The organism is Streptomyces cinnamoneus (genome assembly GCF_002939475.1).
GTDB lineage: Bacteria > Actinomycetota > Actinomycetes > Streptomycetales > Streptomycetaceae > Streptomyces > Streptomyces cinnamoneus_A.
Map to the genome: position 1 here is coordinate 940,276 of NZ_PKFQ01000001.1, position 16,521 is coordinate 956,796.

The 16,521-nt window shown below is 72.6% G+C and carries 1 protein-coding gene and 1 pseudogene; both read right to left on the bottom strand.

From position 1 onward, the window contains the following. Positions 1-26: 26 nt before the first annotated feature. On the bottom strand, positions 27-11,600 hold the full coding sequence (locus tag CYQ11_RS03730; protein WP_099198176.1) for a non-ribosomal peptide synthetase: 11,574 nt from the start codon (positions 11,598-11,600) through the stop codon (positions 27-29). Further along, a pseudogene (locus CYQ11_RS03735) lies at positions 11,600-16,435 on the bottom strand (amino acid adenylation domain-containing protein); the annotation flags it as partial. The gene CYQ11_RS03730 and the pseudogene CYQ11_RS03735, both read right to left, overlap by 1 nt. Positions 16,436-16,521: the final 86 nt, after the last annotated feature.

Genomic DNA, 16,521 nt, shown 5'->3' on the forward strand with positions numbered 1-16,521 from the left:
AGACGATGGGGGTGTGCGATCCGAGCCTATTTGTTGCGGTTCGAGGACATCCACTCCGAGACGGTCGACCAGACCCGGCTCAGCATGTCGGGCTGCGCCATGTCGTCGTGGACGCACGGCAGGCCGGATTCCGCTATCGCGCCGGAGACGTGGGGACGCCACCGCTCGGCGGTGCCGCCGGCTTGCGGCTCCTCGTCCTCCGCGGTGATGAGCAGCAGGTCCCCGTCGAAGCCGCCGGGCGTGTGGGCGCGCTGGATCCGGGCGTTGTTGAGGATCACCCGGCCGAAGCGTCCGACCTCCTCCTCGGACAGCTCGACGCCGAACCGGCCGGCTCGCTGGACCACCACGTCCGAGACGTCCGGATGTCCGGTCCCTTCCTCGGAGGCCGCCTCCTCGGGCTCCGTCGGGTACACGTCCATGAGGACGAGCGCCGCCACCTCGTGGCCGTCCGCCTGGAGCTGGACGGCCATTTCCTGGGCGACGATCCCGCCGAAGGACCAGCCGAGCAGGTGGTAGGGGCCGGATTCCTGCACGGTGCGGATCTGCGCGACGTAGTCCGCCGCCATGTCCCGGACCGAGTACGGAAGAGCCTCCTGGCCACCGTCCAGGCCGCGGGCCTGGATCCCGTAGAGCGGCTGGTCAGCCGGCACGTAGCGGGACAGCGGCGCGTAGCACCAGCTCGCCCCGCCCGCCGGGTGGACGCAGAAGAACGGGGCACGGCCGCCCTGCGTCCGGAGGGGGAGCAGCACGCCGAGGGCCTCCTTCGTCAGGCCGGCGTCCGCCAGCCGCTCCGCCAGCGCGGCGACGGTCGGCGCCTCGAACAGCGTCCTGATGGTGACCTCGGCGCCCAGGACGGAACGGATCCGGCCGGCGAGCCGCACGCCGAGCAGCGAGTGGCCGCCCAGCTCGAAGAAGCTGTCGTCCACGCCGACCCTGGGCAGGCCCAGGACCTCGGCGAACAGACCGCACAGGATCTCCTCCTGCGCCGTGGCGGGTGCCCTCCCCGAGGCCGCCGCGGCGTGCTCGGGGGCGGGCAGGGCCCGCCGGTCCAGCTTGCCGTTCGCCGTCTGCGGCAGGGCGTCGAGGAGCACCACCGCCGACGGCACCATGTAGTCGGGCAGCCGCTCCAGGAGGTGGGCCCGGAGCGAGGCGGCCAGGGTGGCGCCCGCCCGGCCCGCCACCGGGTTGCTGGTCCAGGCGGCGAGGTCACCGGTGGGGGCCCCGACGGAGCGGTGGGCGGGGGCGGCCCGCCCGGCGCCGGCCGCCGCCGGGTCCACGAACAGCGCGTCCATGGCTCCGTCGTCGCTGCCGCGGCTCCAGGTGACGGCCGTCCGGTAGCCCAGGCGTTCGCCGAGCCGGTACAGCTCCTCGGCGTCGACGCCCGGGCCGCCGCCGTGCAGGGCGGCGAGGACGGTGGCCTCGTCCGCGCCGGCGTCGAGCCCGCGCAGGGCGGCCACCTCGCCGGCCAGGCCGGCGTGCGGGACGCCCGTCACGCGCAGCGCGGCGGGCCGCTCGGCGAGCAGCCCGGCGAGGGCACCCGTGTCGGCCACGTCGGCACCCCAGCGCAGCACGCTCTCCTCGGCGGCGGTGGCGCGGCCCGAAGGCGCCTTGTGGAGGACGACGTCGTAGCGGTGGCGGGTCAGCTCGTTGTGGTGCAGGCCCCGCTTGACGAGGACGTCGACACCGTCGACGGCGGGATCGCCGGCGCTGAGGGCGGTGAAGAACTCGGGGTCGACGAGCAGTTCCTTCTCCGTGACCAGCGCCTGTTCGACGGCCCTGCGGACGGCGTCCAGGCCCTTGCCGGGCTGGTGGCGGTGGAGTTCGACGGCGGTGGCCAGGCAACGCTGCAGCCGCAGGTTGCGGACGTCGCCGACGAAGACCCTGCCGCCGGGCGCCAGCAGGGCGACCGCCTTGCGCAGCACCTCCGCCAGGTAGTCGGCGTTCGGGAAGTACTGGACGACCGAGTTGACGACGACCGTGTCGAAGTGCCCCTGCGGGAGGCCGTCGACGACGTCGGCGGCCTGGGTGCGCAGGCGCACCTTGTCGCGCAGCTCGGGCCGCCGGCTGACGCCTTCGCGAAGCGCGTCGACGGCCTCGGCCGAGAAGTCGGTGCCCCAGTACTCGTCGCAGTGCGGGGCGAGGTGGGCGAGGATCAGGCCGTTGCCGACGCCCAGTTCGAGGACGCGCCGGGGGTGGTGCTCCCGGATGCGCTCGACGGTGGTGGACCGCCATTCACGCATGTGCGCGAGCGGGATGCGGCCGCCGTCGTAGGCGCTGGTCCAGACGGCGAAGTTCTCGCCGAACCCGGCGTCGTCCTCCTGCGCCACCTCGCGGTAGAGCGAGTCGTAGACGGTGTGCCACTCCTCGACCTGCCGGCCCTCGCTCTCCTGGTCCCGTCCGGCCGCGGACCTGCCGGCCGGGACGACGTAGGCGACGAGTTGCTGCGCGCCGCGGCCGTCCTCACGGGCGACCACCGCCGCCTGGGCGACCTCGTCGTGCGCGGCCAGGCGGGACTCGATCTCGCCCAGCTCGATGCGGAAACCGCGGACCTTGACCTGGTCGTCCACGCGGGAGAGGTACTCCAGGCTGCCGTCGGCACGCCGGCGCACCAGGTCGCCGGTGCGGTACATCCGCTCGCCCGGGGCGCCGAAGGGGCACGCCACGAAGCGCTCGGCCGACAGTGCCGGGCGCCCCAGGTAGCCCCGGGCCAGCTGGACGCCGGCCAGGTACAGCTCGCCGGCGACGCCGACGGGCACCGGTTGCAGGGCGGAGTCCAGCACGAACGTCCGGGTGTTCCACAGGGGGCGGCCGATCGGCGGTACGGGGTGCGGGGGCGTCCCGTCGCCGTCCGTGCCGAGGGCGGCCACGGTCGCCCAGACCGTCGCCTCGGTCGGGCCGTAGAGGTTCGTCACCTCTCCGGCCGCCTCCGCCATCCGGGCGGCCAGCGCCGGGGGCAGCGCCTCCCCGCCCACCAGGACGCGCAGGCCCCGCACGGCCTCGGCGTGCTCGGCCAGCAGCGCCTGCCACAGCGTGGGGGTCGCCTGCATGATCGTCACGCCGTGGCGGTCGACGAGGTCGGCCAGCGCCCGCGGGTCCCGCACCGCCGGGCGTCCGGCCACGACGACGCCCGCGCCGGCGAGCAGCGGCACGTACAGCTCCAGGACGTGGATGTCGAAGGCCACGGTGGTGACCGCCAGCAGCCGGTCCGCGGCGTCCAGCGCGAGCCGGCTCCCCATGGCGGCGACGAAGTTCGTCAGGGCCTGGTGGGGCACGGCGACGCCCTTGGGACGCCCGGTCGACCCGGAGGTGTAGATGACGTAGGCCGGGTGCGCGGGAAGCGGCTCGCCGCCGGACGGCGGCGTGCCGTCCAGTGCCGCGAGCTCCTCCAGGGTGTCCGGCTCGTCCAGCACCACGGGGAGGGGCCCCTCGGCCGGCAGGCCGGCCCGGGCGGCCCGGCTGGTGAGGACCACCGCGGGCCGGGCGTCGTCCAGGACGTACGCGATGCGCTCCGCCGGGTACTCCGGGTCGAGCGGCACGTACGCCCCGCCGGTCTTCAGGACGGCCAGCAGCGCGACCACGAGTTCCGCGGAGCGTTCCATGCAGACGGCGACGAGCGTCTCGGGACCGGCGCCGTGGGAGCGCAGCAGCCGTGCCAGCCGGTTGGCACGGCCCTCCAGCTCCGCGTAGGTCAGCACCGTGTCCTCGAAGACCACGGCGGTGGCGTCGGGGCACTCCTCCGCCCGTGCGCGGAGCAGGTCCGGCAGGGTGGCGGCGGGGACCTCGTGCCCGGTGTCGTTCCACCCGTGCAGGATCTGCTCGCGCTCGGCCCCGCCGAGGATCCGCACCTGGCTGAGGTGCTGCCCCGGGTCGGCGGTGACCGTGTCCAGGACCCGCAGGAGACGCCGCGCGAACTCCTCGACCGTGGCCCGGTCGAACAGGTCGGTGGCGTAGATGATGCCGCCGTGCAGGCCGGCCGGTTCGGCGTCGGCGCCGAACCGCTCGCTGAGACCGATCTCCAGGTCGAACTTGGCCGACACGTGGCCGCTGGACAGCGCTTCGGCCCTGAGGCCGGCGAAGTCCAGGGAGGCGTCGGCGTTGTTCTGCAGCGCCAGCATGATCTGGAAGAGCGGCTGGCGGGCCATCGAGCGGGTCGGGGCGAGGTCCTCCACCAGACGGTCGAAGGGAACGTCCTGGTGCGCGTACGCGCCCAGCCCCGCCTCCCGCACCCGGCCGAGGAGCTCGCCGAAGGAGGGGTCACCGCTCAGGTCGGTGCGGATGACGAGGGTGTTGACGAAGAAGCCCACCAGGTCGTCGAGCGCCTCGTCGGTCCGCCCGGCGACGGGCGACCCGATGGGCACGTCGGTGCCCGCGCCCAGGCGGCTGACCAGGACCGCCGTCGCGGCCTGGAGCGTCATGAAGACCGTCACGCCGTGTGCGCGCGCCAGCTCGACGAGACGCGCGTGGAGGTCGGCGGGGACGGCCAGGTCGACGGAGGCGCCCCGGTGGGTGGCGACGGCCGGCCGCGGCCGGTCGAACGGCAGGGTGAGTTCCTCGGGCACGTCGGCCAGGGCCTGCCGCCAGTAGGCCAGCTGCTGCGACAGCACGCTGTCCGGGTCGTCCTCGTCCCCCAGGAGCTCCCGCTGCCACAGCGCGTAGTCCGCGTACTGCACCGGCAGCGGCTCCCAGGCGGGGGCCTCGGACCGGGTGCGCGCGGCGTAGGCGGTGGACAGGTCCCTCGCCAGCGGCGCCATGGACCAGCCGTCGCTGGCGATGTGGTGCGTCACCACGAGCACGACGTGCTCGTCGGGACGCACGGTGAACAGCCAGGCCCGCACGGGGATTTCCGTCGACAGGTCGAAGGTGTGCGCCGCGGCACCGGTCATGGCCTCCGGGAGGCCGTCCGGCTCCACCTGGACGGTGGTCAGCTCGCAGACGGCGGCCTCGGGGGCGAGGACGTGCTGCCTCGGCTGCCCGTCGACGACCGGGAAGACCGTCCGCAGCGCCTCGTGCCGCTCGATCAGGTCCCCCAGGGCCGCCCGCAGGGCCACGTGGTCGAGCGCGCCGGTCAGCCGCACCGCGACGGGAAGGTTGTAGGTCGCGTTGGGTCCCTCCAGCTCGCCCAGGAACCACAGCCGCCGCTGCGCGAACGACAGGGGTACGGCCTCCGGGCGCGCTCGGCGCGTCAACGCCGACCGGGCCGTTCCGGCGCCCGCCAGCCGCTCGGCGAGCGCGGCGACCGTCGGGGCCTCGAACAGCGCCCGGACGCCCGTCTCCACACCCATGACGGAACGGATGCGGCTGACGAGGCGGACGCCGAGGAGGGAGTGTCCGCCCCGCGCGAAGAAGTTGTCGTCCACGCCGATCCGTGGGAGGCCCAGGACCTCGGCGAACAGGCTGGCGAGGACTTCTTCGACCGGGGTGCGCGGAGCGCGTCCGGCGGGCTGCACGGCGAGGTCGGGGGCGGGCAGGGCCCGCCGGTCGAGCTTTCCGTTGGTGGTCACCGGCAGGGCGTCGAGGACGACCACAGCCGACGGGACCATGTACTCCGGCAGCGAGGCGGCGACGTGCTCGCGCAGGACCACGGTGTCCGTACCGACCGGTCCGCCGTCCGGGCCGCTCTCCTCGGCGGCCGGTACGACGTAGGCCACCAGGCGTTTGTCCCCGGGGGCGTCCTCACGGGCCACGACCGCGGCCTGGCCGACGGAGGAGTGGGAGAGCAGAGCGGCCTCGACCTCGCCCAGCTCGATGCGGAAGCCGCGGATCTTGACCTGGTCGTCGGCGCGGCCCGCGAACTCCAGGTCGCCGTCGGCGTTCCAGCGCACCAGGTCGCCGGTGCGGTACATCCGCTCGCCCGGGCCGCCGAAGGGGCACGCGACGAAGCGTTCGGCGGACAGCCCCGGGCGGTGGAGGTAGCCGCGCGCCAGCTGTTCGCCGGCCACGTACAGCTCACCGACGACGCCCACCGGAACGGGCTGCAGGGCCGCGTCCAGGACGTAGACGCGGGTGCCGGGCAGGGGGCGGCCGATCGGCGGCGCGACGCCGCCCGACGGCGGGACGCAGCGCATCAGCGTGACGGCCACGGTCGTCTCGGTGGGGCCGTACCCGTTCCAGAACTCCCGGCCGTCCACGGCCCACTGGTCGACGAGAGCGCCGACGGGCGCGTCACCTCCCGTGGAGACCAGGCGCAGGGCGGGCAGCCCGTCGGCGCTGAGCAGCGGCAGCAGGGCGGGCGGGATCTCCGCCACGGTCACGGCACGCTCGGCCATCAGGGCCTGGAGCCCCTCGGCGCTGAGCCGGTCGTCGTCACCGACGAGGACCAGGGCGGCACCCGACACCAGGGTGGCGAACAGCTCGAAGACCGACACGTCGAAGGTGAAGGCCGCGAGCCCCAGCACGCGGTCACCCGCTCCGATGCCGTACGCCGAGGCGATGCGGGCGGCGAAGGCGCCGGCGGAACGGTGGCTGACGACGACGCCCTTGGGCCGGCCGGTGGAGCCGGAGGTGTAGATGACGTAGGCGGGGTGCGTCGGCGGACACGGCCGGAGCGGCGCGCCGCCCGGCGTCTCCGCCGCGGCGCCGGCCTCGTCCAGCAGCAGCCGTTCGATGCCCTCACCGGCCGGCAGCCCGCGCGCCACGGCGTTCGTGGTCAGCAGCAGGGCCGGCCGGGCGTCGGCCAGCACGTAGGCGATCCGGTCGGCCGGATGTGCCGGGTCGATCGGCAGGTACGCCGCACCCGACTTCAGCACCGCCAGGACGGCCACGACCATGTCGGCCGAGCGGGGCAGCGCGACGGCGACGATCCGCTCGGGGCCGGCGCCGCGTGCGGCGAGCAGCCCGGCGAGACGGTTCGCCCGCGCGTCCAGTTCGGCGTAGGTGAGCTCTTCGCCGTCGTGCACGAGGGCGACGGCGTCCGGGCTGTCGGCCGCCCGGGTCTCGAAGAGCTCCGGCAGGGTGCGGACGGACTCCTCGCAGGCGGTGTCGTTCCACTCGTGGAGGATCTTCGTCCGCTCGGCCTCTCCCAGGCCGCGCACCTGGTCGAGCGGCGCCGCGGCCCCCTCTTCGAGAGCGGTGACGACGCCTTCGGCCACGGCGAGCACGAGCCCGCACACCGTCTCCGCGTCGATGGACGCGGTCGCCTGGGCGACGACGCCGAATCCCGTGCCCATGTCGTCGACCGACACCGCGAGGGGGTAGTTCGTCCGCTCGTGGGCGGAGAGCAGCCGGATGCCGTCGAGGCCGGTCTGGAGGTCCTCTCGGCTTCCGTCACCGCCGCTGCCGTCGTGCCGGTAGTTGAGCAGGGAGGTGAACAGCGGCGTGTCGGCGGGGAGGGCGCTCGCCTGCTGGGCCAGGGTGAGCGGCGCGTGCTCGTGGACGAGCAGGTCGGCTAGCTGCGCCTGCATGGCGCGTACGGCGTCGGTGACGGACGTACGACCGGTCGCGACGCGCACCGGGAGGGTGTTGATGAACAGGCCGGGGGTGCGGTCGGCACCGCTGCCGGCCTGCATGCGGCCGAACATCACGCTGCCGAAGACGACGTCGTCACGGCCCGAGGTGGCCGCCACCACCCGCGCCCACACGACGTGGAAGAGCGTCGCCGGGCTCACCCCCAGGCGCCGCGCCTGCGTGCGCAGCCGCTCGGCGAGGACGGTGTCCATGGTCGCCCTGGACTCGCGGACGTCGGCGCCGTCACCGTGCACGTCGAGCACGCCGAAGGGAGCCGTGGGCTCGTCGACGTCGCCCAGCAGCCGGGTGAAGAACCTCTCGTGCTCCTCGCGGGAGACACCCAGCCGGGCCTGGGCCACGAACTCGCGGAAGGGCACGGGCTCCGGCAGCCGGTCCCCGTGTCCCAGGAGCAGGGCGCAGACCTCCTCCAGGAGCACGTCGATGGTGGTGTGGTCCTGGATGAGGTGGTGGTTCTGGAGAACCATCAGCCAGCGGCCGCCGCTGCCGGGGTCGGCGGCGACGTACGCGCGCAGCAGCGGGGCCCGGCCGATGTCCATCGCGGGGCTGCACGCGCCCAGCAGACGACCGGCGGCGTCCGCCGGGGTGTCCGGGCCCAGGTCGACCTCCTCGACCGGAAGCGCGGCGCGCCGCGCGACGACCTGCACCGGCTCGCGAAGCCCCTCCCACGCGAAGGCCGTGCGCAGGATGTCGTGCCGGTCCACGACCTTCTGCAGGGCGTCCACGAACCGGTCGAGCCGCTCACGCGAGTCGAACGTGAGAACCGTCTGCTGGAGGTAGACGTCCTTGCCGTTCTCCCCGCCCACCAGGTGGTGGAAGAACAGTCCTTCCTGGAGTGGCGCCAGCGGGTAGACGTCCGCCACGTTGGCCGCGCCGCCGGGAACGCCCGCGGTGACCCGCTCGATCTCCGCAGCGGTCAGGTCGACCAGCGGCAGCATCTCCGGCGTGATCACCGGGGTGTCCGCCGGAATCAGGTTCCGCGGGACGACGACCTCGCCCCGGCCCGCCGCGGCCGCGGCCAGACCGGCGACCGTGGGCGCCGTGAACAGCGACCGCACGCTCACCGGCACGCCACGGGCCCGCAGCCGCTCCACGAGCGACACCGCGAGCAGGGAATGCCCGCCGAGTTCGAAGAAGTTGTCGTCCACGCCGACGTGCGGCAGACCGAGGACCTCGGCGAAGACGCCACACAGGATCTCCTCCTGCACCGACGCCGGACCACGGCCGGTGGCCGTGCTCGCGTAGTCGGGCGCCGGCAGGGCACGGCGGTCGAGCTTGCCGTTGACCGTCACCGGAAGCGCGTCGAGCGCGACGACGGCGGCCGGAACCATGTACTCGGGCAGGGACGACGCCACGTGGGCGCGCAGGACGCCCGCGTCCACGCCGTCGGGGGCCGCCGGGACGACGTAGGCGACCAGGCGCTTGTCACCGGGGGCGTCCTCCCGCACGACTACGGCCGTGTGGTCGACCATCGGGTGCGCGGCCAAAACGGTCTCGATCTCGCCGAGTTCGATGCGGAAGCCACGGATCTTGACCTGGTCGTCCGCACGCGAGAGGTACTCAAGGCTGCCGTCCGCACGCCAACGCACCACATCACCCGTGCGGTACATCCGCTCACCAGGAGCCCCGAACGGACACGCCACAAACCGCTCCGCCGACAGACCGGCACGCCCCAGATAGCCCCGCGCCAGCTGGACACCCGCCAGGTACAGCTCGCCCACCGAACCCACCGGGACCGGCTGCAACATCGCGTCCAGCACGAACACCCGCGTGTTCCACACCGGCCGCCCGATCGGCACCACCGGCCCCTCACCCGCCGCGCACGACCACGCAGTGACGTCCACCGACGCCTCCGTCGGCCCGTACAAGTTGTGCAACGGCACATCCAGCATGCCCAGGAACTGATCCCGCAGCTCCGCGGACAGTGCCTCACCACTGCAGAACACCGCCCGCAGCCCCCCACACGACGCCGCAGCAGGCTCCCGCAGGAAGATCTGCAACATCGACGGCACAAAGTGCACAACCGTCACACCCTGCGCCTGGACCAACCCCGCCAGATACGCCGGATCCCGATGACCGCCCGGACGGGCCACCACCAGAACAGCGCCCTCGACCAACGGCCAGAAGAACTCCCACACCGAGACGTCGAACCCGAACGGCGTCTTCTGCAACACCCGGTCCGACGCACCCAGACCGAACTCACCCTGCATCCACGCCAGACGATTCACCACACCCTCATGCGGCACCACCACACCCTTGGGACGACCAGTCGAACCAGAGGTGTAGATGACGTAGGCGGGGTGCGACGGCAGGAGGGCGGTGTGGCGTTCGGACGCCGAGAGGTCGCCGGCGGGGCGCGACGCCATGTGCGCGACGAACTCCGGGTCGTCCAGGAGCAGGCACGGTACGGAGAGCGCGTCGCCGGGACGTCCGGTCGCCAGCACGAGCGTCGGCCGGGCGTCGTCGAGCACGTACGCGATGCGCTCCGCCGGGTACTCCGGGTCGACCGGCACGTAGGCGCCACCGGCCTTGAGCACCGCCAGCAACGCCACCACCAGCTCCACGGAACGCTCCATGGACACCGCCACCAACGACTCCGGACCCACACCGTGCTCGGCCAGGACGCGCGCCAGACGGTTCGCCCGCGCGTTCAGCTCGGCGTAGGTGAGCTCGACGTCGTCGAAGACCAGAGCGGTGGCTTCGGGTGTCCGGGCGACCTGCGCCTCGAACAGCTCCGGCAGCGTCCCGGCGGGGACGTCCCGCCCCGTGGCGTTCCACTCACCCAGGATCCGGGCCCGTTCCGGCTCGCTCAGGACGTCGACCTGGCTCACGGTGACGGCCGGGTCGGCCGTCACCGTCTCCAGGACCCGCACGAACCGTTCGGTGATCATCTCGACCGACGCCCGGTCGAAGAGGTCGGCCGCATAGGTCACCGAGCCGGTCAGCCCGGCCGGCGAGCCCTGGGCGTCGAACTCCTCGGCCAGGGCGAAGGACAGGTCGAACTTGGCGGGCGCGTCGCCGCCGGGAAGCGCGGTGACCTTCAGCCCCGGCAGATCGAGCACGGCCTCGGCGTTGTTCTGCAGGGCCAGCATCACCTGGAACAGCGGGTGCCGGGCCATCGAGCGCGTCGGGGCCAGGTCCTCCACGAGCCGTTCGAACGGCACGTCCTGGTGGCCGAAGGCGCCCAGGTCCGTCTCCCGCACCCGGGCCAGCAGCTCGGTGAAGGCGGGGTCGCCGCTCACGTCGGTGCGCAGGACGAGGGAGTTGACGAAGAAGCCCACGAGGTCGTCGAGGGCGTCGTCCATGCGCCCCGCGACGGGCGTGCCGAGGGGGATGTCGGTACCGGCTCCGAGACGGGACAGGAGAACAGCGAGCCCCGCCTGGAGCACCATGAACGGCGTGACACCCCGGGTGCGGGCCAGCTCGGTCAGCCGGCGGTGCAGGTCCGCGCCCAGCCGCAGGCCGACGGTGTCGCCGCGGTGCGTGACCGCGGCCGGCCGGGGCCGGTCCGCAGGCAGGGCCAGGTCCTCGGGCAGCCCGGCCAGGGCCGCACGCCAGTAGGCGAGCTGTTCGGCGAGCACGCTCTCGGGGTCGTTCTCGTCGCCTAGGAGGTCGAGCTGCCAGAGGGTGTAGTCCGCGTACTGCACGGGCAGCGGCTCCCACGCCGGGGCCTCGCCCCGGCAGCGGGCCGCGTAGGCGACGGACACGTCACGGGCGAGCAGGCCCATGGACCAGCCGTCGCTGGCGATGTGGTGCATCACCAGCAACAGCACGTGCTCGTCCGGGGCCAGCGCGTACAGCCGGGCGCGCAACGGCACGTCGCACGACAGGTCGAAGGGCAGGGCGGCGGCGTGGGCGAGGGCCTCGTCCAGGTCGGTCTCGGCCACCTCGGCGACCGGCAGTTCGAGCGCCACGGAGTCCATGGGGAGGATCCGCTGCCGGGGGGTGCCGTCGACGGCGGGGAACACCGTGCGCAGCACCTCGTGCCGTTCCACCACGTCCCGCAGGGCGTCGTGCAGGGCCCGCCGGTCCAGCTCACCGGCGAGCCGGAGGGCGGCGGGGATGTTGTACGTCGGGTTGGGTCCCTCGAGTTCTCCCAGGAACCACAGGCGCCGCTGCGCGAACGACAACGGAATCATCAGATCTCCTCCTGCATCGGCCTCGGCCGCGGCCGCAACGCAGGCCTGGCTTTCTTCTTCGCACCGGACGGTGCACCGGCACCGGACGGCGAACCGGGCCGGGCACCCGTGGGGGCGTCCGGCGTCGTTCCCGGCTGTTCCGCCGGCTGTCCCCCTGGCTCCGCGTCCGGCTGCGCGTCGAGCCAGCCCGCCAGCCCGGCCACGGTGGGTGCCTCGAACAGCGCCCTGATCGGCAGCTCCACACCCAGGACCGAACGGATCCTGCTCGTCAGCCGCGTGGCGAGGAGGGAGTGTCCGCCCAGGTCGAAGAAGGAGTCGTCGACGCCCACCCGCGGGAGCCCCAGCACCTCGGCGAACAGCTCGCACAGGGCCTTCTCGCGGGGCGTGCCCGGAGCACGGCCCGTCACGGCCGCGCGGTAGTCGGGGGCGGGCAGGGCCCGCCGGTCCAGCTTGCCGTTCACCGTCAACGGCAGTTCGTCCAGCACCACCACGGCGGACGGCACCATGTAGTCCGGCACGCGCTCCTGGACGAAGGCCCGTACGGCCGCCGCCAGTCCCTCACCCGTCGCCCCGTCGTGCACGGGCGTCGCCTCGGGGGCGACGTAACCCACCAGGCGCTTGTCGCCCGGCGTGTCCTCACGGACGAGGACCGCGGCCTGGCCGACGAGGGGATGCGCGGCCAGGACGGCCTCGACCTCGCCCAGCTCGATGCGGAAGCCCCGTACCTTGACCTGGTCGTCGGCGCGTCCCACGAACTCCAGGTTGCCGTCCGCCCGCCAGCGCACCACGTCGCCCGTGCGGTACATCCGCTCGCCGGGAGCGCCGAACGGGCAGGCCACGAACCGCTCGGCCGACAGGCCCGGGCGGTGGAGGTAGCCCCGGGCGAGCTGCGCGCCCGCCAGGTACAGCTCGCCGGCGACGCCGACGGGCACCGGTTGCAGGGCGTCGTCCAGGACGTACGCCCGCGTGTTGGCCATGGGACTGCCGATGGGCAGCACGCCCGCGGGGCCCTCTTCCTCGGCGTGGACGCCGTATCCGGTGCACACCACGGTCGCCTCGGTGGGCGCGTACATGTTCACCAGCACCGGAACGTTCTCGGGGTGCCTGGCGTACCACTCCCCCAGCCGCCCGTGGTCGAGGGCCTCGCCACCGAAGATGACGAACCGGAGCGCCAGCTGCGCGCCGAGGTCGGGGGACTGCGTCTCCGCCTGGATGAGCTGGTAGAAGGCCGACGGCGTCTGGTTGAGGACCGTCACTCCCTCTCGTACCAGGAGCTTCAGGAATTCGCCCGGGGTACGGGAGACGGCGTGCGGGACGACGACGAGTCGCCCGCCGTGCAGCAGCGCGCCCCACAGCTCCCACACGGAGAAGTCGAACGCGAACGAGTGGAACCACGTCCACACGTCGTCCGGCCCGAAGTCGTACCGGCCCTCGGCCGCCCCGAACAGCTGCACCACGTTGCGGTGCGGCACGGCGACGCCCTTGGGTCGGCCGGTGGAGCCGGAGGTGTAGATGACGTAGGCGGGGTGGGACGGGAGGAGGGCGGTGTGGCGTTCGGTGTCGTCGACGGGGCCGTCGGCCATGGCCGCGAGGTCGGTGACGGTCGCCGGGGCGTCGACCACGACGGTGGCCAGTCCCTCGATGACCGGCAGACGGTCCTGGACGGCACTGCTCGTGACGGCCAGGACAGGACCGGCGTCACGGAACATGTACGCGACGCGCTCCGCCGGATACTCCGGATCGACCGGCACGTAGGCGCCACCGGCCTTGAGCACCGCCAGCAACGCCACCACCAGCTCCACGGAACGCTCCATGGACACCGCCACCAACGACTCCGGACCCACACCACGCGAGATCAGCAACCGCGCCAGACGGTTGACACGAGCATCAAGCTCGGCATACGTCAGCTCGACACCCTCGAAGACGAGGGCCACGGCGTCGGGAGTACGCGCCACCCGGCGTGCGAGCAGCTCGGGCAGGGTCGCGACCGGCACGTCCCGCGCCGTGTCGTTCCACTGCGTGAGGACCAGCTCCTGCTCGGCGCCGCCCAGGACCCGCACCTGGCTCAGCGGCGCGACGGAAGCCTCCTCGAGCGCCGTGGTCACCCCCTCGGCTGCGGTCAGGATCAGGGCGCACACCGACTCGGGTTCGATGGGGGTGGCCGACTGGACCGTGACGTTGAAGCCCGTGCCGGAGTCGTCGACCGACACCGTGAGCGGATAGTTGGTGCGCTCCTGGGCGGACAGCAGCTCTATGCCCTCAAGGCCGGCGTTGACGTCCTCGCCGACACGGTCAGGGGCCGTGTTGTTGTGACGGTAGTTGAGCAGAGAGGTGAACAGAGGCGTCTGAGCCGGCAGGGCGGTGGCCTGCTGGGCCAGGGTGAGGGGTGCGTGCTCGTGGACGAGCAGGTCGGCGAGCTGCGCCTGCATGGCGCGTACGGCGTCGGTGACGGACGTGCCACCGGTCGGCACGCGCACCGGGAGGGTGTTGATGAACAGGCCCGGCGTGCGGTCGGCACCGCTGCCCGCCTGCATGCGACCGAACATCACGCTGCCGAACACGACGTCGTCACGGCCCGAGGTGGCCGCCACCACGCGCGCCCACACGACGTGGAAGAGCGTCGCCGGGCTCACCCCCAGACGCCGCGCCTGCTCCCGCAACCGCTCGGCGAGGACGGTGTCGACTGCCGTCACCGCTTCGCCGACGTCGGTGCCGTCGCCGCGGACGTCGAGCAGCCCGTAGGGAGCGGTCGGCTCGGCGACGCCCTCCAGGAGGCCGGCGAAGAACTTCTCGTGCTCCTCACGCGACACACCGAGGCGCGCCTGCGCCACGAACTCCCGGAACGGCACCGGAACGGGAAGGTGCTCCTCCTGCCCCAGCAGATGGGCCCGGACCTCGCCCAGGAGCAGCTCCAGGGCCGTGTGGTCCTCGACCAGGTGGTGGTTCTGAAGGACCATCAGCCAGCGGGTGCCGTCGCCCGGCTCCGCGGCCACGTACGCCCGCAGGAGCGGGGCACGGCCGATGTCCATCGACGGGCTGCACGCCGCCAGCAGACGCTCCGCGGCGCCCTCGGCCCCCGTGTCCGGACCGAGGTCGACCTCGTGAACGGGAACCTCGGCATGGCGCGCCACGACCTGTACGGGCTCGCGCAGGCCCTCCCACGCGAAGGCCGTCCGCAGGATGTCGTGGCGGACCACGACCTTCTGCAAGGCGGCGAGGAACCGGTCGAGCCGCTCCCGCGCGTCGAACGTCAGGACCGTCTGCTGGAGGTAGACGTCCTTGCCGGTCTCGCTGCCCATCAGGTGGTGGAAGAAGAGACCTTCCTGCAGCGGGGCCAGCGGGTAGACGTCCGCCACGTTCGCCGCGCCACCGGGAACGCCGGAGGTGATCCGCTCGATCTCCTCGGCGGTCAGTTCCACCAGCGGCAGCATCTCCGGCGTGATCACGTCGGTCTCGGCCGGAATCAGGTTCTCCGGAACCGCCACTTCACCACGACCGGCGGAGGCGGCGGCCAGACCGGCGACCGTCGGGGACGTGAACAGCGTGCGCACACTGACCGACATACCGCGTGCCCGCAGCCGCTCCACGAGCGACACCGCGAGCAGCGAATGGCCGCCCAGCTCGAAGAAGTTGTCGTCCACGCCGACGTGCGGCAGACCGAGGACCTCGGCGAAGACGCCGCACAGGATCTCCTCCTGCACCGACGACGGACCACGGCCCGACACCGCAGCGGCGAAGTCCGGAGCGGGCAGGGCCCGCCGGTCCAGCTTGCCGTTCACGGTCAGCGGCAGTTCGTCGAGAACGAGGACGGCGGCCGGGACCATGTAGTCGGGGAGTGAACCGGCCACGTGCTGACGCACGTCGGTCGCGTCCACGCCGTCGGCGGTCGCGGGGACGACGTAGGCCACGAGGCGCTTGTCACCGGGCGTGTCCTCGCGGACGAGAACCGTCGCCTGACCCACCGACGAGTGGGATATCAGAGCGGTCTCGATCTCACCGAGCTCAATGCGGAAGCCACGGATCTTCACCTGATCGTCCGCACGCCCGACGAACTCCAACTGACCGTCCGCACGCCACCGCACCACATCACCCGTGCGATACATCCGCTCACCAGCCACACCGAACGGACACGCCACGAAACGCTCCGCCGACAACGCCGCACGCCCCAGATAACCGCGCGCCAACTGCCTGCCCGCCACATAGAGCTCACCCGCGACACCCGCAGGCACCGGCTCCAGCACCTCATCCAGAACGAACAGCCGCAGGTTCGGAATACCCCGACCGATCAGACTGCCCACCGGACCTTCGCCCACGGAGGACTGATCAAGGGCCACATAGCTGACGTGAACCGTGGTCTCGGTGATGCCATACATGTTCACCAACACCGGCGCGTCCTCGGCATGACGGGCATACCACTCCCGCAGACGCCCCAGATCCAGTGCCTCACCACCGAACACCACACACCGCAACGCCAGACCCGCACCCAACTCCGGATCCCGCGCATCCGCCTGCATCAACTGATAGAACGCCGACGGAGTCTGGTTCAAAACCGTCACCCGCTCGCGCACCAGAAGACTCAGGAAATCACCCGGAGAGCGGGAGACACCGTGCGGAACGACAACGAGACGTCCACCGTGGAGCAGTGCGCCCCACAGCTCCCACACCGAGAAGTCGAACGCGAACGAGTGGAACCACGTCCACACGTCATCCGCACCGAAGTCGAACCAACCGTCAGTGCCGCCGAACAGCCGCACCACGTTCTGATGCGGAACCACAACACCCTTGGGCCGACCGGTCGAACCAGACGTGTAGATCACATACGCCGGATGCGACGGCAGCACCACACCACCACGCTCGACGGCACCCAGCTCACCACCGGACAACTCCGCCAACTCAGCCACCACAGCGACATCGTCGACCA